Source organism: Paraburkholderia fungorum (genome assembly GCF_046027215.1).
In the GTDB taxonomy this organism is placed as follows: domain Bacteria; phylum Pseudomonadota; class Gammaproteobacteria; order Burkholderiales; family Burkholderiaceae; genus Paraburkholderia; species Paraburkholderia fungorum_D.
This window is the reverse complement of sequence record NZ_JAQQEN010000002.1, coordinates 503,061-520,670: the sequence shown is the minus strand read 5'-3', so window position 1 is coordinate 520,670 and position 17,610 is coordinate 503,061. Positions and strand designations below refer to the sequence as shown.

Annotated in this window: 16 protein-coding genes; 8 read left to right on the top strand and 8 right to left on the bottom strand. The window is 62.5% G+C overall.

What is annotated here, in order from left to right; all coding sequences use genetic code 11:
* The first annotated feature begins 354 nt into the window (after positions 1-354).
* Positions 355-1,575: a GNAT family N-acetyltransferase gene (locus PQR27_RS23030; protein ID WP_408525954.1), complete on the top strand. Its 1,221-nt coding sequence runs from the start codon at positions 355-357 to the stop codon at positions 1,573-1,575.
* A gap of 70 nt (positions 1,576-1,645) precedes the next feature.
* On the opposite strand, the gene PQR27_RS23025 is transcribed toward PQR27_RS23030, so the two are convergent.
* Positions 1,646-2,188: a DinB family protein gene (locus PQR27_RS23025; RefSeq protein ID WP_408525953.1), complete on the bottom strand. Its 543-nt coding sequence runs from the start codon at positions 2,186-2,188 to the stop codon at positions 1,646-1,648.
* Positions 2,189-2,448: 260 nt separating this feature from the next.
* Between PQR27_RS23025 and PQR27_RS23020 the strand changes: the two genes are divergently transcribed.
* From PQR27_RS23020 to PQR27_RS23005, 4 genes are all read left to right on the top strand, one after another.
* Complete coding sequence (locus tag PQR27_RS23020; RefSeq protein WP_408525952.1) at positions 2,449-4,137, top strand: long-chain-fatty-acid--CoA ligase; 1,689 nt, start codon at positions 2,449-2,451, stop codon at positions 4,135-4,137.
* A gap of 196 nt (positions 4,138-4,333) precedes the next feature.
* Positions 4,334-5,524, top strand: a complete 1,191-nt coding sequence (locus PQR27_RS23015) for a GNAT family N-acetyltransferase (protein ID WP_408525951.1) — start codon at positions 4,334-4,336, stop codon at positions 5,522-5,524.
* A gap of 58 nt (positions 5,525-5,582) precedes the next feature.
* Positions 5,583-5,909, top strand: a complete 327-nt coding sequence (locus PQR27_RS23010) for a GntR family transcriptional regulator (RefSeq protein WP_408525950.1) — start codon at positions 5,583-5,585, stop codon at positions 5,907-5,909.
* Between the two features lie 104 nt (positions 5,910-6,013).
* Positions 6,014-6,280 (top strand): hypothetical protein, encoded by a 267-nt coding sequence (locus PQR27_RS23005; protein ID WP_408525949.1) that lies wholly within the window; start codon positions 6,014-6,016, stop codon positions 6,278-6,280.
* Between the two features lie 27 nt (positions 6,281-6,307).
* Here the strand turns inward: PQR27_RS23005 and PQR27_RS23000 are convergent, their stop codons facing one another.
* The 6 genes from PQR27_RS23000 to PQR27_RS22975 all read right to left on the bottom strand — a co-directional run bounded on the left by PQR27_RS23000 (position 6,308) and on the right by PQR27_RS22975 (position 14,558).
* A complete protein-coding gene (locus tag PQR27_RS23000) occupies positions 6,308-7,672 on the bottom strand; it encodes an ATP-binding protein (protein ID WP_408525948.1) in 1,365 nt (454 codons plus the stop codon).
* Positions 7,669-8,382: a response regulator gene (locus tag PQR27_RS22995; RefSeq protein WP_408525947.1), complete on the bottom strand. Its 714-nt coding sequence runs from the start codon at positions 8,380-8,382 to the stop codon at positions 7,669-7,671. The genes PQR27_RS23000 and PQR27_RS22995 overlap by 4 nt, the downstream gene beginning before the upstream one ends.
* Before the next feature lie 12 nt (positions 8,383-8,394).
* On the bottom strand, positions 8,395-11,532 hold the full coding sequence (locus tag PQR27_RS22990; protein WP_408525946.1) for an efflux RND transporter permease subunit: 3,138 nt from the start codon (positions 11,530-11,532) through the stop codon (positions 8,395-8,397).
* The gene (locus tag PQR27_RS22985; protein ID WP_408525945.1) at positions 11,529-12,635 is read right to left on the bottom strand and encodes an efflux RND transporter periplasmic adaptor subunit; all 1,107 of its coding nucleotides are present in this window, start codon (positions 12,633-12,635) and stop codon (positions 11,529-11,531) included. The genes PQR27_RS22990 and PQR27_RS22985 overlap by 4 nt, the downstream gene beginning before the upstream one ends.
* Positions 12,619-14,175, bottom strand: a complete 1,557-nt coding sequence (locus tag PQR27_RS22980) for an efflux transporter outer membrane subunit (RefSeq protein WP_408525944.1) — start codon at positions 14,173-14,175, stop codon at positions 12,619-12,621. The genes PQR27_RS22985 and PQR27_RS22980 overlap by 17 nt, the downstream gene beginning before the upstream one ends.
* A gap of 89 nt (positions 14,176-14,264) precedes the next feature.
* Positions 14,265-14,558, bottom strand: a complete 294-nt coding sequence (locus tag PQR27_RS22975) for an EF-hand domain-containing protein (protein ID WP_408525943.1) — start codon at positions 14,556-14,558, stop codon at positions 14,265-14,267.
* On the opposite strand from PQR27_RS22975, the gene PQR27_RS22970 reads away from it, so the two are divergent.
* The 3 genes from PQR27_RS22970 to PQR27_RS22960 all read left to right on the top strand — a co-directional run bounded on the left by PQR27_RS22970 (position 14,557) and on the right by PQR27_RS22960 (position 16,274).
* Entirely contained in the window at positions 14,557-14,943 is a 387-nt protein-coding gene (locus PQR27_RS22970) for a hypothetical protein (RefSeq protein ID WP_408525942.1), read from the top strand. The two genes, PQR27_RS22975 and PQR27_RS22970, sit on opposite strands and share 2 nt — an antisense overlap.
* 150 nt (positions 14,944-15,093) lie before the next feature.
* Positions 15,094-15,453 (top strand): hypothetical protein, encoded by a 360-nt coding sequence (locus PQR27_RS22965; protein WP_408525941.1) that lies wholly within the window; start codon positions 15,094-15,096, stop codon positions 15,451-15,453.
* Positions 15,454-16,031: 578 nt separating this feature from the next.
* Complete coding sequence (locus PQR27_RS22960; RefSeq protein ID WP_408525940.1) at positions 16,032-16,274, top strand: hypothetical protein; 243 nt, start codon at positions 16,032-16,034, stop codon at positions 16,272-16,274.
* 66 nt (positions 16,275-16,340) lie between these two features.
* Here the strand turns inward: PQR27_RS22960 and PQR27_RS22955 are convergent, their stop codons facing one another.
* The gene (locus PQR27_RS22955; RefSeq protein ID WP_408525939.1) at positions 16,341-17,591 is read right to left on the bottom strand and encodes an arsenic transporter; all 1,251 of its coding nucleotides are present in this window, start codon (positions 17,589-17,591) and stop codon (positions 16,341-16,343) included.
* Between the last annotated feature and the right edge of the window lie 19 nt (positions 17,592-17,610).

Here is a 17,610-nt window from a genome sequence, read left to right as displayed (position 1 = left end):
TGCCACGATCGACGGCTTCTTTGATTCACGCCCAGCCTTACATCCCTGCTACACTTACTTACAATTAGCTTAAGGTCTGTGGCGCTTAGTGCTTTGCTTTAAGTTGCCGCTTCAATCACCTCGGAGTTAATCCGCGTCCTTTTGGGCGCGGCAGGTTCATACATGCTCTCTGGCTGGCATGTCGCGAGTAGTCGGGAAATCCGTGAAATACGTGGCCTAGGGAACGCTCAGATTGAAAAAGTTTACGTATCAATTGCCTTAGGCTTTCACGTGCTATAGAACAACAATTCCGATCTGATTCACTTATCTGCCTCACTTATCTGATTCACTAACTTATGGCGCACCGGAGGGCGTATGGATGAACCGAGTTCACGACTTGACATAGTCAGTGACCCTGTCGAGTTTCGTGCTCTACAGCAGGAATGGAACCAACTCTGGTCAAGAGCGGAAGGCCGTTACTGCCAGGCTTTTGCGGTATGTCTGTTGTGCTGGACCGAGGTTGCCCAACCACGTGGCGGGAAACTGTGCTGTATCACCGTGCGGGAGCAGGGGCGGCTTGTCATGGTATGGCCGCTCGTCACCTACACGAAGTTCTTCTGGACTGTCGTGCGTCCGCTCGCGAGTGAATCGACGGACTACACCAGCATCCTTTTCGAAGCGACGCCGACGGCTCCAGAATCCATCGAACGCGCCTGGAATGCGGTTCAGAAGAGAATCGGCGCCGACATCATCCTTCTGCCCTACCTGAATGCCGAGTCCAGATTGTTTGAACTGGCGTCTGCAAGGCGTGGCGTTGTGACGAAGACGGCGCATCCAGCGGCCGTCGGAATGTTGCGTCGAGAGACCGATTGGGACACCTTTAGCACTTCGCTTGGACCGTTATTCCAGAACAAGCCCGGCGCACTGGAACGGCGTCTGTCGAAAAAGGGCGACCTGAAGATTCGCTTTCTCGGGCCAGAAAACGCCGAGGAGAATACCCGTTTAGTGGACTGGATGTTTGACTGCAAACGCCAGTGGGCCGACCGCGTGGACAAAACGGGGAAATGGCTCTATTCGGCGGAATACAGAAATTTTCTGGTCGCCTTGCTCAACCAGACCGGTAGCGAGGTCCTTGCCCGGCTAGTGGTCGTCAGCCTCAACGGTGCACCGCTTGCCGTGGACATTTTCGGCATGGGCAAGACCCGCGTGGACGATCTGATAGGCGGATTCGACCCCGCCCATTCCCGCTCCTCACCCGGCACGATTGCGACAGAGCATTGCGTTAAATGGGCGCTCGAACATCAACTCGACTTCGAGTTCGGGGCCGGCACGGAAAAATACAAAAGCTATTGGAGTCGCAATCACATTTTGACGATGTGGAGTATGCAAATCGGGAACACATCGTGGGGATTGCTCGCCCTTAAAGCAGAAAATTTCCGCCAGCGCTTGCGTCAACAGTCGCCGCTTGTCGAAAAGGAAAAGCTCTTGCTTTGGCTTAAGGCCAAGGTGAAAAAGATCCACGACATTGGGGGTTCGATTGTTACAAGAAGGCGAGACAAAGTATCCGAACATCAATCACGCCGTGTCACGGACTGACGGATTGTTCCCGACAAGGAAGCCATCCGCTCGCGCGTGGCTTCGACCGTGCCGCCGATCTAGCGGGAGTTCACGCTTTTTCCCGATCATCCGAAGCGCGGGAGAAACTGGACTCCGGGTATGCCTTGAGAAAAACCGGCAGATCGGTAGTGGGCGGTTTGGCGGGAACCTCGAAAAACATGTCGCAAACCCAGCCACGGTGATACGAAGCGTGATTGACGAGATGCATGAACATCGCGCCGCGTGACATCGTCGAATGCTCGCCGGATATGAACACGAACGACAGTTCTTCAGCCAGCGAAGCGTCGCTTTGTGCGTCGGCCCACCGTTCGAACCACGCGTTCACGTCCTGTTGCGCGCGACGCAGGTCGCCGAGATCGGCGTGCACGATTCCGTTGCGCGCCGTGAAGCCGTGTTCCTTGCGTTCGAGGTGCGCCTTCCAGATCAGATCAACCACATAGTTGTGATTCAGCGTACCAATCATCGTTTTGAATAAGGTCTGCCGGGTTTTGACGACTTCATCGGGCGGCAGGGCCGCGGTGGCGTCGAACAGCAGATTGTCGGCCCACGTTTTATAGCGGGAAAGAATGCGGGCGGTTTGCGTATTGAGCATGACTGGTTTCCTCGGCTATTCGCGCGCGTCGTTCAACACGTCAGCGCCGCGCGGCACGCGCCGGCCACCTGTTCACGCATCAGTGCCCGGCGGGTTCGACAAACGGTTCATAATGGCAACGCGCAGTTTAACCGCCTGACAGAATCGCTGCAGGCTGCAACCCGTAGCCGCATTTGCAACACCCGGAGACCCGCGCTCCCGCCCGCGATATCTGGCAGGCACTCGGCAAGACACCCGGCGCGCCCCGAAGGGAGGCAAGCGTGAACTATTCAGCCTATTGGCCAGACGGGCTTACGCATCACCTGTCATCGCCACAGCCTTCGCTGTACGAAAACCTCCACAACGCTGCCAGCCGATATCCCGGGAAGATCGCCCTTCATTACTACGGCGGGGCGTTGAGTTACGCACAATTGCAGCAGGAAGTAGAGGCACTGGCAGGTTTTCTGCAGGGTCGATGCGGCGTCGAGCGTGGCGATTGCGTCGCGCTGTATATGCAGAACAGCCCGCAATATATCATCGGCTACTACGCAATCTTGCGAGCCCATGCAGCGGTTGTGCCGGTGAATCCGATGAACACAACCGACGAACTTCGGCACATTATCGAGGACTGCGGTGCCAGGGTCGCCCTGCTGGGTGAGGAACGCTACGAGAATGCCCGGCCCCTGCTCGGCGGCGCGCTCAGCCATGCCATCGTGGCGCGCTACGCCGACTATCTTGCCGACACCACTGACCTGCCATTGCCGGCCGTGGTCACGGAGGCTGGCCCTGACCTCGATGCCTACCCCGAGTTCTCCGCAGCGATCGCGCCGGGAGCCGTGCGCTGGAGCGACGCGTTGGCATCCGCCGAGCAGCCGTCGCCGTACATCGCATCGCCCGAAGACCTCGCGGTGATTCCCTATACGTCGGGCACTACCGGTGCCCCGAAAGGCTGCATGCACACCAACCGTAGCGCAACACACGTCGTCGCGGCTTCGGCGCAATGGTGTGAGTTGTCGCCTGAATCGGTCGTTTTATGCGCGATGCCGCTGTTTCACGTGACCGGGATGCAGCAATGCATGAATGTGGCGATCTCGCTTGGTTCGACGATGGTGGTGATGACGCGATGGGACAGCCGGTGTGCCGCTCTACTGATCGAGCGCTATCGCGTAGGGTTCTGGATCGCCATCTCCACGATGATGGTCGACTTCATGAGCCTGACCGACCTCGAGCGTTTCGACCTGAGTTCCATCGAGCGCCTGGCCGGCGGTGGCGCCGCCATGCCGAAAGCGTTGGCACAGCGCGTTGAAGCCCGCCTGGGCGTCCCCTACATGGAGGGCTACGGGCTGTCCGAAACCATCTCGGCGACTCACATCAATCCACCGCACCGCTGCAAGCTGCAGTGTCTTGGCATACCAATACAGGATACCGAATCAATCGTGGTCGATCCCACCACGCTCGAAGTTCTCGGCCCGCAGGCAACGGGCGAGATTCTGATCAGCGGCCCGCAGGTGTTCAAGGGTTACTGGGGACGCGCCGATGCCACACGCGACGCGTTCGTCGAGGTGGCCGGGACGCGTTATCTGCGCACTGGCGACCTGGGCTATATCGATGAGGACGGCTACTTCTTTTTCGTCGACCGGTTAAAGCGAATGATCAACATGTCCGGCTATAAGGTATGGCCCGCGGAAGTCGAGACTTTGCTGTTCGGACACCCTGCGATTCAGGAAGCGTGTGTTATCGCAGCACGCGATGCGCGCAAGGGTGAGGCCGTGAAGGCATTTGTGGTACTGCGCGCCGGCACCGATGTATCGGCGCAGCAGATCATTGAATGGGCCCACGCGCATATGGCTTCGTACAAGGTGCCCCAGTTCGTTGAATTCGTGCCTGGGCTGCCCCGCACGGGCAGCGGAAAGGTTCAATGGCGACTGCTGCAGGAGCAGGAAAATGCGTCCACGGGACTCGCCAACTGACGTGACACCATTTTCTTCGATGTAGCCAACGCCCCATTCATACCATTGCATCTGTTCCGCGCGGCGCACGCGCGGCACGTAGTCCAGCGCCCTGCCGTACAAAGACCTTGCAGTGTACGGTGCCGCACTGTGGCATGGCGGCCTATTCTTCTAACCTCTGGCGTCGGTGTCGGCAACGTGAGAGGAAACCAGCGTCATGAATAGAGACCGCATTCCCGTAGTGTCAGTGCCTGCCCCCCTTAAGCCAAAAACCGGCAAGCCGGCACTCGACGAGTCCTCGAAATCAGGGCTCATTCCGGTGGCGCCCATTGGCCTGACGGAACGCTCGGTCTTTCACGAACCATGGTGGCTCAATGCCACCGCCGGCGATGACTGGCATACGGCTGTCGTGAAGGCTGGCGACGAAGTCATCGGCGAGATGCCCTACACACTCACCAAAAAGGGCCTCTGGCGGGTTTCGTATTTGCCGCCGCTCACCCGAACCCTCGGTCCGGTCATCAAGCGGCAGCCCGCCGATTCGGGCGACCCGGAATGGATTCATCGCGTGGACGTGACACGCAAATTGATCGCACAGCTGCCCGAGTGCGCGCACTTTCTGCAGATCGCGCATCCGCTTGTGTCGGAAGCCGAAGCAACCGCATTCTCGTTACACGGCTACAAGGTCTCGGTCGGGTTTACGCTCAAAATGCCCGTGGGCGCGGACGAAGAGACCGTCTGGCGCGGACTTCGCTGGAACACGCGCAACCGGGTCCGGCGCTCCTCCGAGCGATTCTCGGTGCAGGAGATCACGAGCGTCGAGACGTTCGCCGACTTTTACGATTCGAATCTCGCCACGCGCGAGCTCGATAACGTCTATGGCTCGACGATCATGCGGCGGCTGCTGCACGAGGTCCTGCGGAACAATGCCGGCATGATACTTGGCAGTTTCGACAGCGACGGCACGCTCAACGCCGCGACCGCACTCGTTTGGGACAAATCCAACGTCTACTATTTCCTGACGACGCGCCAGGCCACCGCGCACAGCGGCGCGGTTGCACTGCTTATCTGGCAAGCGATGAAAGTCGCCCGCGACCGCAAGCTCGAGCTCGATTTCGACGGCGTCTCGACGGCAGGCATTCTGCAGTTCCTCGCCGGCTTCGGCGGACAGCTCGTGCGGCGCTATACGTTCGAACAGACGCGCAGCGATGTCGCGCTCGTTCGCACCGTGCGCGCCAGTTCGCGCGATCTGGCGAAACGTGTTCGCGGCATGGTCGCGAAGAAAAGCGCGCCGGAGGAAGAAAAGCCCGCTGAGAATGAAAAGCCCGCGGGGAAAGAAAAGTCAGCGGGGAAAGACAAGCCAGCTGAGAAAGAAAAGCCCGCTGAGAAAGAAAAGTCCACTGAGAAGTAGCTGTGGCGGGGTCCGCGCGCGTTTGACTCCCAGACATCATGACGCCATGATGTCTGCCATGGATTCCGATCGAAATAGCCAGCTTCCCCTCTACGCGCAGGTGGAAGCGGAACTCGCCGGGAAGATCGCCGGCGGCACCTATCCGTCCGGCACGCAGTTGCCCAATGAAGCCAGCTTGCTGGCGAGTTACTGCGTCAGCCGGACCATCCTGCAAAAAACGGTGCAGAACCTGATTACGCGCGGGTTGATCGAAACCCGCCGTGGCAAAGGCACCTTCGTCACGCAGCCGCACCTCACCCAGCCACTCACGGAACTGAGCGACTTTGTCCTCGGCATGGCGACACCGTTATCGCGGGGATTGCGCTTTTCATCCTGCTGCCGATAATGCGGCTTATATGTGCGGCGCTTGCGGCCCGGGTATGATGCCGATCACGCGCGCCGGCCAGCCCACGATTTCCCGCCGCGCTTCTTTCCGTTACGAGAACCACCATGCCTGCCCAACACGACAAAGTCCCCGCTGCCAGCACCACGCCCGGCGAGACAAAATCCCGGGGACCACGGATTGCGGTGCGCAACCTGATGATGGTCGCCGTCGGCGTCGTGGTGTTCGCGATCGTCGCGGTCGTGGTGCTCTACCAACCGATCATGTACGGCGACCAGATTGCCAACTTCGGCATCATCCTGATGCTGACCGTGCCGGTTATCGCGGGCGTGGCGTTTCGCGTCGGTCTGGACGCCTGGCTCGACAGGCGTTGAGCGAGCTGAAGCCGGCAAGCGCCGTTTTCAGCTTGTCTTGAGCGGCAACACCACCCACACCTCCAGGCCGCCTCCCTCGCGCGCGCGAAACTGCAAGTTGCCGCTGTGCAACCGTGCGATCCGTTCGACGATCGCAAGCCCGAGACCGGTACCGCCGCTATGCGAACGTGCATTGCGGCCACGCTGAAACGGCGCCTTCAACTGTTCCAGCTCCTGCGCCGACAAACCCTTGCCGCGATCGCCGACCGCCACATACACCGCTTCGGCGGTGGCCCAACTGCGCACCGCGAGCCCCGAACCGCCGTACACGATCGCGTTCTGCATCAGATTCATCAGAAGCCGCATCATGCTGATCGGCCGATACGCGAGCGCCGGCAAGCGCGCGAGCGACAAATCGAACGTGTGTCCCAATCCCGCGAAATCGCCGGCGAGCCGTTCGATCAGCGCATTCAGATCGCCGGGCTCCGCCGCCTCGCGCTCGCCGCTGCCGGCGTAGTCCATGAATTGCTGCAGGATCGTCTCGATCTGATCCAGATACGATTCGGCGGCCACCACGAAGCTGCTGTCGCTGCCGTCGGGCATCGCCATGGCCATCGACAGGCGCAGTTTGGTCAGCGGCGTACGGATGTCGTGCGAGATGCCTGCCAGCATCAGCGCGCGCGTCGCGTCGGCCTGCTGCAAGGCATGCGTCATCTGATTGAAGGCGCTGCTCACCGCGGCAATTTCAGTCGGGCCATCGGTCGGTAAAGGCGCGGGCGTTTCGCCGGCACTGACGCGGCGCGCCGCGTGCGTGAGTTGCCGAAGCGGCTGGTTGAGGTGGCGCTGGATCGCGTAGCCGGTCAACGCCGCCAGCGCGCCTAGTCCGAGTGACAGCAGGATCGCGGCGTCGAGGCCGTTGCCTTGCGCGTCCTCGGGAATCGGCAGCGCAATCCAGTACGGCGCTTGCGACGCAGCGGCGCCCGACGCAGCGGCGCTCGCGTGCATGCGAATCCACAGCCGCTGGCCGCCTACCGATTGCCAGCGTGCCGGCATATCAGCGGGCAGATGCGCGCGCAGACTCTCGAGAAACACATTGCGCTGATAGGTGCGATAGGCGCGCAGCAGACTCGGCCGCGGTTCCTCGGCGGCCTCGCTCGGCAGTTGCGCGCGCGCGTCGAGGCGTGCGGTCAATCCGGCGCGTGCATCGGGTGACGTGGTCGCGAGCAATTGATCGAGTGTGGTCACGTAGGTGGCGAACACCGCGGCCGCACGTTCGACCCGCGGCCGCTGCACATAGTGCAGCAACACGCCGAGTGAACAGACCTGGCTCAACATCACCAGCACGATCAGCAACGCGATATTGCGCGCGAGCAGCGTTTTCGGCAGCGCCCTTTGCAGTAGCGAGCGCGTCATGAGTCGACGTCCGCAATCAGCATGTAGCCGACGCCCCACACGGTCTTGATGAAACGCGGCTTCGACGGATCGTCCTCGACGATCTGCCGCAAGCGCAGCACCTGTACGTCGATGCTGCGATCGAGCGCATCATGGTCGCGGCCGCGGGCGCGCGCCAGCAGATTGTCACGGCTCACCGGGCGGTTCGGCGACGAAGCCAGCGCCACCAGCAGCAGCATCTGCGCCGAATGAATCTCCAGCAACGTGCCCCCACGCGACAGTTGCTGCTTGCCGACATCGAGGCTGAAGTCGCCGAAACGCACGCTCTCCGAGGTCACCGTCACATCGCCGGACGCCATTTTCTGGCGCCGCAGCAGCGCATTGATCCGCGCCACCAGTTCGCGCGGCAGGAACGGTTTGGCGAGGTAATCGTCGGCACCGGTTTCGAGGCCGACCACCTTGTCGAGCGGATCGCCCTTCGCGGTCAGCATCAGGATCGGCAAGGTCTGTCCCTGCGCGCGCAGGCGCGCGCAGATGACAAGCCCGTCCTCTTCGCCGATCATCAGATCGAGCACCAGCAGATCGAAGGGCTCGCGTTCGAGATAACGGTCGAGCCGTTTGCTGTCTTCGGCGACTCGCACGTCGAAGCCATGACCACGCAGAAAACGCTGCAGCATGTTGCGCAGTTCGGCCTCGTCGTCGAGCACGATGATTTTCGCCGGGCGGTCCATGCGAAAGCTCCTCTAAAGTTGGGCGTCGGACGATGCACGGCGCGCCGCGTGTCGTTCGGCCTGGCGCTGCAACAGCACATAGAACGACGGAATGAACAGCACGGCGATGCAGGTGGACGCCAGCATTCCCGAAAATACCGCAATCCCGAGCGAACGTCGCGCGCTCGCACTGGCGCCGGTGGCGATCACGAGCGGCACCACGCCAAGAATAAACGCGAATGACGTCATCATGATGGGCCGGAACCGCAGGCGCGCCGCTTCGACCGCGGCCTCGGCAATCTCCACGCCCTGCGCGCGCAGATGCCGCGCGAATTCGACGATCAGAATCGCGTTCTTCGCCGATAGCGCGATCAGCAGCACAAGGCCGATTTGCGTGTACAGATTATTGGCGGCGCCCAGCATGGCGAGCGTGCCGGCCGTGCCGAGCAAGGCGAGCGGCACCGCGAGCACGACCGCGACCGGCAGCAGCCAGCTTTCGTATTGCGCGGCCAGCACGCAGAACACCAGCAACACGCCCACCGCAAACACCCAGTAAGCCGAATTTCCGACCAGCTTCTCCTGATACGACATTGCTGTCCATTCGTAGCCGATGCCGGCCGGCAGTATGCGCGCGGCTTCCTGTTCGAACGCGGCGATCGCATCGCCGGTACTGTAGCCGTTCGCCGGATTGCCGTTGATGGCCGCGGCGGGCGCGAGGTTGTAGAGCGTGGCCACCGCCGGACCGACACTCGGATGCGCGTCCATGAAAGTGCCCAGTTCCACCATGTGGCCGCTGTTGCTGCGGATCTGCAAGCGGCGAATGTCGTCGGTTTCGCGGCGAAACGCGCCATCGGCCTGCACGAATACCGGGAACGTATGGTTGAAGGTCGTAAACTGATTCACGTAGCTCGAGCCGACGTAGTCTTGCAGCAGATCGAACACGTTGCCGACCGGCACTTGCAGCGACTCCGCCTTGGCGCGATCGAGCGTCAGTTCGACGGTCGGCACCGTGGCGCGAAACGGGCTGAAGACGCGTTGCAATTCCGGCCGCTTCGCCACGCCCGCGATCAGCGCATCGGTCGCGTCCTGCAAGCGCCGATAGTTCTGCGAGCCGTCCGTGAGCATCACCTGCATCTGCACGCCGCCGCTATTGCCGAGGCCCTGGATCGGCGGCGGCACGATCACCACCGAACGGATGTCGGGCAGCTTCGCGAGCTCGCTATTCATGCGCGTATACAGCGAGCGCAGATCTTCGCCCTTGCCGCGTTTGCTCCAGTCGTCGAGTGTCACGTAAATCAGCGCGGAATTCGGCAACGAGGCGTTGTTATCGAGCGGCGAGATACCGCCGATCGACACCACATGACTCACGCCCGGAATCGCGCCAATGCGCTTTTCGATCTGCGTGCTCGCCTCGCGCGTGCGTCCGAGCGAGGCCGCGTCGGCGAGTTGTGCTGCGATCAGCACATAGCCTTGATCTTCGAGCGGAATGAAGCTGGTGGGCACGCGGGTCAGCAAAAAGGCGGACGCGGCGCCGAGCACGAGAGCGATCGCGAGAGCCAGGCCGCAGCGCTGCACAAACCACGAGACCACCCGCACGTAGCCTTTCTCGACACGCGCATAACCCTTGTCGAACACGCGATACACGATGTTCGGCCGGCCGGCCCGCGCATGCCGCAACCAGCGCACGCTCTGCACCGGCTTGAGCGTCACGGCATTGATCGCGCTGATCACCGTGGTCGCCACCACGACCAGCGCGAACTGCCGGTACATCTGGCCCGTCACGCCGCCGAGAAATGCCGACGGCAGGAACACCGAGATCAGTACGAGCGTGATGCCGATGATCGGGCCGAGCAATTCGTGCATCGCGTCGATGGCCGCCTGTTTCGGCGTCTTGCCCTGCTCGATGTGCTGCGTAATGCCTTCGACCACCACGATCGCATCGTCCACCACGATGCCGATCGCCAGCACGATCGCGAACAGCGTCAGCAGATTGATCGAGAAGCCAAGCATATAGATCGCGCCGAACGTGCCGATGATGGTCACCGGGATCGTCGTGGCGGGTACCAGCATGGCGCGCCAGTTCTGCAGAAACAGCAGGATCACCGCGAGCACCAGCAATGCGGCTTCAAACAGCGTCTTGTACACGTCGATCACCGACTGCCGCACGAAGGTCGTGGTATCGAACGGCAACTGATAGCTGATGCCCTTCGGCATGTTTTTCGCCAGACGCGCCATGGTCTCCTTCACCGCGTTGCCAACTTGCAGCGCGTTGGCTTCCGGCAACTGGTAAATGGCAATGCCTGCCGCCGGCTTGCCGTCGAGATTGAAGAACTGGCCGTAACTCGACGAACCGAGTTCGGTGTGGCCCACGTCGCGAATCCGCACGAAATGACCGCCGTCGTTGGGATCGGCCTTGACGATGATGTCGTCGAATTCATGCGGGTCGGCGAGCGCGCCTTGCAGCGTCACGGTGAGCTGGAACGCCTGGCCGCCCGCGTTCGGCTCGGAACCGAGCTGGCCCGCGCTCACGTCCCGGCTCTGGCTCTGGATCGCCTGCATCACGTCCGCGGCGCTCAGGCCGCGCTCGCTCAGTTTCTGCGGATCGAGCCAGACGCGCATGCTGTACTGACCGGTGCCGAACACGGTGACGTCGCCGACACCCGGCAGGCGTGCGAGCGTATCGCGCAGATAGATCACCGCGTAGTTGCTGAGGAACAGCGAATCGTATTTCGGATCGGGCGATTGCAGCGTGTACAACTGCAGGATCGCCGTGGAGCGTTTGCGCACGGTCACGCCCTGCTGCTGCACCGCTTGCGGCAGCTGCGCAGTGGCGGCCGACACGCGGTTCTGCACCAGCACCTGGGCTTTATCGACATCGGTGCCCACGGCGAAGGTCACCGTGAGCGTGTAGGTGCCGTCGTTGGTGCTGGTCGACTGCATGTACAGCGCGTTCTCCACGCCGTTCACCTGCGTTTCGATCGGCAGCGCCACGCGGTTGATCAATGTCGCGGCACTCGCGCCCGGAAAGCGCGCGACCACCTGCACGGTCGGCGGCGTGATCGGTGGATATTGCGCGACCGGCAGGTTGATCAGCGCGACGGCGCCGAGCAGCATCACGATCAACGCGATCACATTCGCGAGAACCGGACGCTCAACGAAGAAGCGGATCATGACTGGCCCTGCGCGAGCGAGGCCACCACCTGCACCTTCGCACCCGGCGCGACCGCCAGCGCGCCGCCGGTCACCACCTGATCGCTCGCGCTGAGCCCGGCGGTCACCGCCCGCAGAGAATCGAACAAACCGCCGGTTGCGATCGGGCGCTTTTCGATCACGCCCGCGGCATTGACGACTAGCACCGACGCCCCCGCCTGATCGCGCAGCAAAGCGGTATCGGGCACCAGCAGCACCTTGTGCGGCGCGCCGGCGGGAATATGCACCTCGACCGACATGCCCGGAATCAGATGCGAATCCTGATTGGCGATGTCCGCGCGCAACTTGAGCGCCCCGCTGTTCGAATCGACCCGTGTGTCGACAAACTCGAGCGCGGCGTCCTCGCCCTGCCCCGTCGGCGCGCCAAGCACATTGACGCGCACCGTGCGCGGCGGCTGCGTGAACAGACCGATGCGGTTTGCGTCGCGCTCGTTCAGCGTGAAATTGACGTACACCGGTTGAATGCGATCGAGCGTGGCGAGCCTGGTGGAATCGGACGCGCCCACCAGATTGCCGACATCGAATGCACGCGCGCCGATGCGGCCGGCGAACGGCGCGCGGATCTCCGTGTAAGCGAGATTAATGCGTGACATGTCGCGTTTGGCGAGCGACTGGTCGCGCGTGGTCTGCGCTTTTTGCAGCGACGATTCGGAGGTCGCGTTATCGGACGTGAGCTGTTTCTGCCGCGTCAGTTCCTGCTCGGCGTTCTCGAGCGCGGCCTGGTCGTAGGTGAGTTGCGCGCGATAGGTATCCGGCTCGATGCGAAACAGCACTTGCCCTTGTTTGACGTAAGCGCCGTCGGTGAAACCGATTGCTTTTAGCTCGCCTTGCACGCGCGCGACCAGCGTGACCGTCGCGGAAGGCGCAACCGTGCCGCTCAGATCGATCTGTTCGCGCACTTCGCGCGGCACCGGCTGCGTCACGCTCACTTGCGGCAATGCCGAGGTCTGGGCCGGCGCATTGCCATCGCGGCACGCTGACAGCGCCACGACAAGGACGAGAACAAGGACGAGAACAAGGACAATAAGCAGCCTTGCCCCGAGGTATTTATTTGCTGTTATCAAGCTGGTCTCCGCTGCTGCGCGCCAGCGCGGAATTCGCGGGCGGGTTCAACAACCTGCCCCAATCCGTGCGCTGCGCCATCTGTTCGGCAATCTGCTCGCTCACCACCTGCTGCCCCTTTGCCACTTCCCAGCCGCCGCCGAGCGCGCGATACAACGACACCGCTGCGATCGAAGCGAGCCCCTGATTCTGCGCGAGCGTGTCGCCGTCGCGCAGTGCCGAACGCGATGAATCGAGCACCGTGTCGTACGTGACCGAGCCCGCGCGATACTGGATGTTGGCCAGTTTCAACGCGCGTTGCGACGCATCGGACGCACGCGCCGACGCGGCCAGTGCATCGAGCGAGGTGCGCAATCCGGCAATGGCATCTTCCACTTCTCGCTGTGCTTCCAGCACCGTGTTCTGATAGTCGAGCACGGCTTCCTGGAAGGTCGCGTCCTGAATCCGCACGGCGTTTTTTAGCTGGCCGCGATCGAAAAGCGGCACCGTGACGCCTGCGGAAAAGAGGCCGATTGTCTTGCTGCCCCACTGCGTGAGGCCGATACCATGCTGTTCGCCTGACGACAGTCCAAACAGCCCCGTCAACGACAGCGACGGATACAGTTTCGCCTTGTTTGCGCCGATCAGCGCCGATTGCGCCGCTGCGTTGAGCGCGGCCTGCCGCACGTCGGGACGGCGGCGCAACAGATCGGCGGGAATGCCGACGTCGATCTGTGTGGGCGGCAGCGGAATCGCGCGACTGCCTTTGAGTTGTGCTTCGACAGCGTCTGGAGGATCGGCGAGCAGCACCGCGAGCGTGTCGCGGTCTTGCGCGCGCGCCTTGATCAGCGACGGAATCTGCGCCTCGGTTTCGGCCACCAGCGTGGCGGCCTGTTCGACATCGAGCTGGCTCGACGCGCCGCGTTTATAGCGCGCCTGGGTCAGCGTCAGACTCTGCTGCACGGCCTTCAGGTTCTGCCGGGCCACCATGATGCGCTGGTCGAGTGCGCGCAGATCGATGTATGCGTTGGCGACGTCGGCGAATAGCGACACGAGCGCGTTGTCGTAGGCCGCCTCGGAGACTCGCAACTGCGCGCGATCCGATTCGATCTGCCGGCGATATTTGCCCCAGAAATCAATCTCCCAGCCGGCGTTCACCCGCAGATGCTCAGCCCACAGATGAGCCGGCGGGATCGGCCCGACCCCGCTCGTATTGATGTGATTCGCGCCGACCGAGGCGCTGCCCGACTGCGGCAGCAGATTCTCCGCGCTGATGGCGAGTTGTGCACGCGCCTTGAAGATATGCAAGCCGGTCGCCTGCAGCGACAGATTGCGTTCATACGCGCGCTGTTCCAGCGCGCTCAGTACCGGGTCGTTGAACGCCGTCCACCAGGCCGCCTCGGCAGCGGGCGCGGCCTGCGCCTGCTGCCGCAAACTCTCGAGCCACTGGTTTTCGACCGTCGCATCCGGCTGTTTGAAGTCGGGGCCGACTGTCACACAACCTGTCAGCGCCGTGCTCATGGACGCGATCAGCGCGCAGACAATGCACAGGCGGTGGGGCATGGCAGGTTTCATCGCGCGCTCGGGCGTGTCAAGGGCCGGCAGTGGGTTCGATAGGCGACTCTCTACGATCCCGCCGATGCGCTCGCGGCTCAGTGCGCTGCCCCGCGTTCCTGCATGAATGCTTCGATCTGCACCAGCGTGATATAGCCCGCCTTCTGCGTATCGATCTCATCGAAATGCGTGGCGACCATCGGCAGACCAGCGGCCGCCTGATCCTTGGTGAGCTTGCCGTCGTGGGTGGTGTTGGCGCTCGAGAAGCGCGCTTGCAGTTGCTGTTCCATGCGTTGCATGCGCTGCGGATTGCCGGCCTGCGGCGCGGCGGATTGGGCGAACGTGACGGTGGATGCGCAGCACAGCAGGACGACGGCGAGTAATTTTTTCATGACGGACTCCTTCGATCAGGCCATCGTGCGTCGCCTGCAACTTGCCGCGATCCGTTCGATGACAGGCCGAATTCTTGTTGATGCGCCGCGAGAAGGCAATTTCAGATTCATGTCGCGATATGTCATGGCTTTGGGTGACGGCATGGAGCGGTCCAGACACGACGACTGCGGGTGCCACCCGAGCAATGCAGCCAACGCGCCATACTCGCCACGCTCGCCGCGTTTGCGCCGGATCGCCGGATCGCCGGATCGCCGGTCGCCGGGTCGCCGGATCGCCGAATCACCGGAGCGCCGAATCACCGGAGCGCCGGAGCGCCGGAGCGCCGGACCGCCGGACCGCCGGACCGCCCGTTTGGGCGTGACATCGAATGAAATAAGTCTCTGATGCCGTTTCCAGCGCGGCTTGCGTATCGTTCGTCTGTCGGCGCCACAAGCGCCCCAACGGTTCGGCAACGCCTCCAGGCGATCCGGGCCACCCGGCCTTGCTTCTTCACAGGAAGTCGCCCCGCGCCGCTCAACGTCCCAGGAGTTTCAAGTGAGTATTCGTCACGTCTGTGCCTCTACTTTTACTGCCATCGGTCTGACCTGCTCGTCGACCTCGTTCGCCCGCGTCGTTGTGTATATGTCCGCCCCCGTCGTCTACGCGCCGCCGCCCCGCCCCGTCTATTACTACGCGCCGGTCCAACCGGCTTACGTAGTGACGCCCCCGCCGGTCGCCATACCCGTTGCGGTACCGGTTGCTGTAGCCGTCGCCGCGCCCGCACCGACGCTGGCGACCCAAACAAAACCCGCCCCGCTCCAAACGACGGTTGTAGTCCCGGCGCCCACGAATTACGCGGGCGTACCCGCCCCCGCCGTCACCTATGCTCAACCCGTCATGATGGTGCCGCGCTAGGGTGCCCGTATCCGATGTGCTGATTACAACAAAGGCCGTGGAATCCGCATAGGACATGCTGCAAGCAAGACTGCCTGGTGAATTCCCGTTGTCCTGAAGAATGGCCGGGTCGCCACGGGAGAGCACTTTGTTGGGTTTGCGCGCCGTACTGAATGCGGGAAGCGCGTCATACGTGGCGCGCCATTCTGTTGACTGCTTGAGTCAGGACTCCGACGAGGCGGCCGGGTGCGTCATGGCTCCGATCAGTAGCTGGCTTTAACGGCGCAGCTCTTACACGTGGACGCGGCACAGTTTGCCAGGGCCGTCCGTCCGCGCCCGGCGACAAACGGCTCGACGAACCGTCGCGTCCCACTGAAGCAGACCAACGCGGGCAGCCTTCGTCCACGATGCGCCCGCCACGCTTTGCCACCGGGCCAGCCTTCGAGCCGAGCGGCACCATAAATCGGACAAATCAGCTTTGCCCAGCAAGCCATTCATCAGCCAACCGCGGAACGCGCCTTGCTCAGATTTAGCGCCGGGCGCGTTTTGTCTGTGACGCGCCACCTTGTTGTCAATACATCTATTTTGCGGATCGTCAGATGAGCTATCAGAACTTCGACAAAGAGATCGCCCATCTCGAACGCGTGTTCGGGCTGATTTCCATCTACGACCGCATTCCGCTGTCGTACTGGCGCAATCGCCTGAGCGTGCTTTCCAGATCGCGTCTGATGCCGACGCAGCAGGCGCGCATTGCACGACTCGAAGCGACGCTGCGTTCGCTGGAACAGGCTGAGGAAATCGCCGCAGCGCCACCGATGCGTTCGAACGGCACGCGGCGCTGACCCGCCACCCACGCCCGCAAAAGCTGGCGATACGGGTTCCTCTCGTTCATCCGGTGCGGCTGTCGATTAACCGGTCACAAGCCGCGCGCCAAGCGCCAGTATGAGCGCCGGCAGCATCACGACCGCGCCCACTTTCAGAAACTTCATGAAGCTCACGTCTTCGCCTTCGCGGCGAATCGCATTGAGCCAGAGGATGGTTGCCAGCGAGCCGGTGATGGACAGATTCGGGCCGAGATCGACGCCGATCAGCAGCGCGTCGATCACGCGCTCGGGACTATGCGCCTGCATTACCGTCGAACTCGCGATCAGACCGGCCGGCAGGTTGTTCATCAGATTGCTCGCGATAGCGATGATGTCACCGGCTGATGCGGCCGTTGCCAGTTCGCTGTGTTGCGTGGCGCGCAGCGTCGCGTTGGCCAGTGCGGTGATGACGCCGGTGTGATCGAGCATTTCGACCAGCACGAACAGCGCGGCCACTAGCGGCAGCACGCTCCACGAGATTTCCTTGACCATCGGCACGGGCGACTTGCGCTCCAGGATCAGCACGAGCACCGCCGTCAGCGCGCCGAGAATCGCGGTGGGCAGGCCGAGCGGGATATCGAATGCGGAGACCGTCAGCAATGCGACGGCTGTCACCGCGATACCGGCGAGGGCCACGCGTCCGCTTGAGGACAACTCCAGCGGCTCGAGATTGGTCTCGCAGGTGCCGGCGAGCGCTTCGCGCTGGGTCCAGCGCAATAGCGCATAGGTGGCAGCGATCGACAATAGCGACGGCAACGTGAAGCGCACCAGCCACGCGCCGAGCGCGGGCGTGTGGTTGCCGTAGAGCACGATGTTGGCTGGATTCGAGATCGGCAGCACGAAGCTGGCTGCGTTGGCGATGAATGCGCAGACGAACAGCAACGGCAGGGGATCCGTTCTGGCTTTTTTCGCGGCGGCGAAAACGGCCGGTGTGAGGACTACGGCGGCGGCGTCATTGGAGAGGAAGGCGGTGATGATCACACCGACCAGATAGACCAGCAGAAAGAGTTTTCGGGGCGAGCCGTTGGCGTGGTTGACTGCCAGCACGGCGACCCAGTCGAAGAGTCCTTCGCGGCGGCCGACTTCCGAGAGCAGCATCATGCCGAACAGGAACAGGTAGACGTCGGTGCCTTTGCCGATGGCGTGGATTGCCAGGTCGACTGGCAGCAGGCCCAGCGCGACGAGTAAGAGCGCGCCGGCGGCGGCCCAGATGGCTTCTGGCCAATTGAACGGCCGGGTGATGACGCCGGCGGTGGCGGCTGCGGCGATGCCCCAGGAGAGGAGGATGGAATTCACCAGGTGAGTCTCTAGAGAT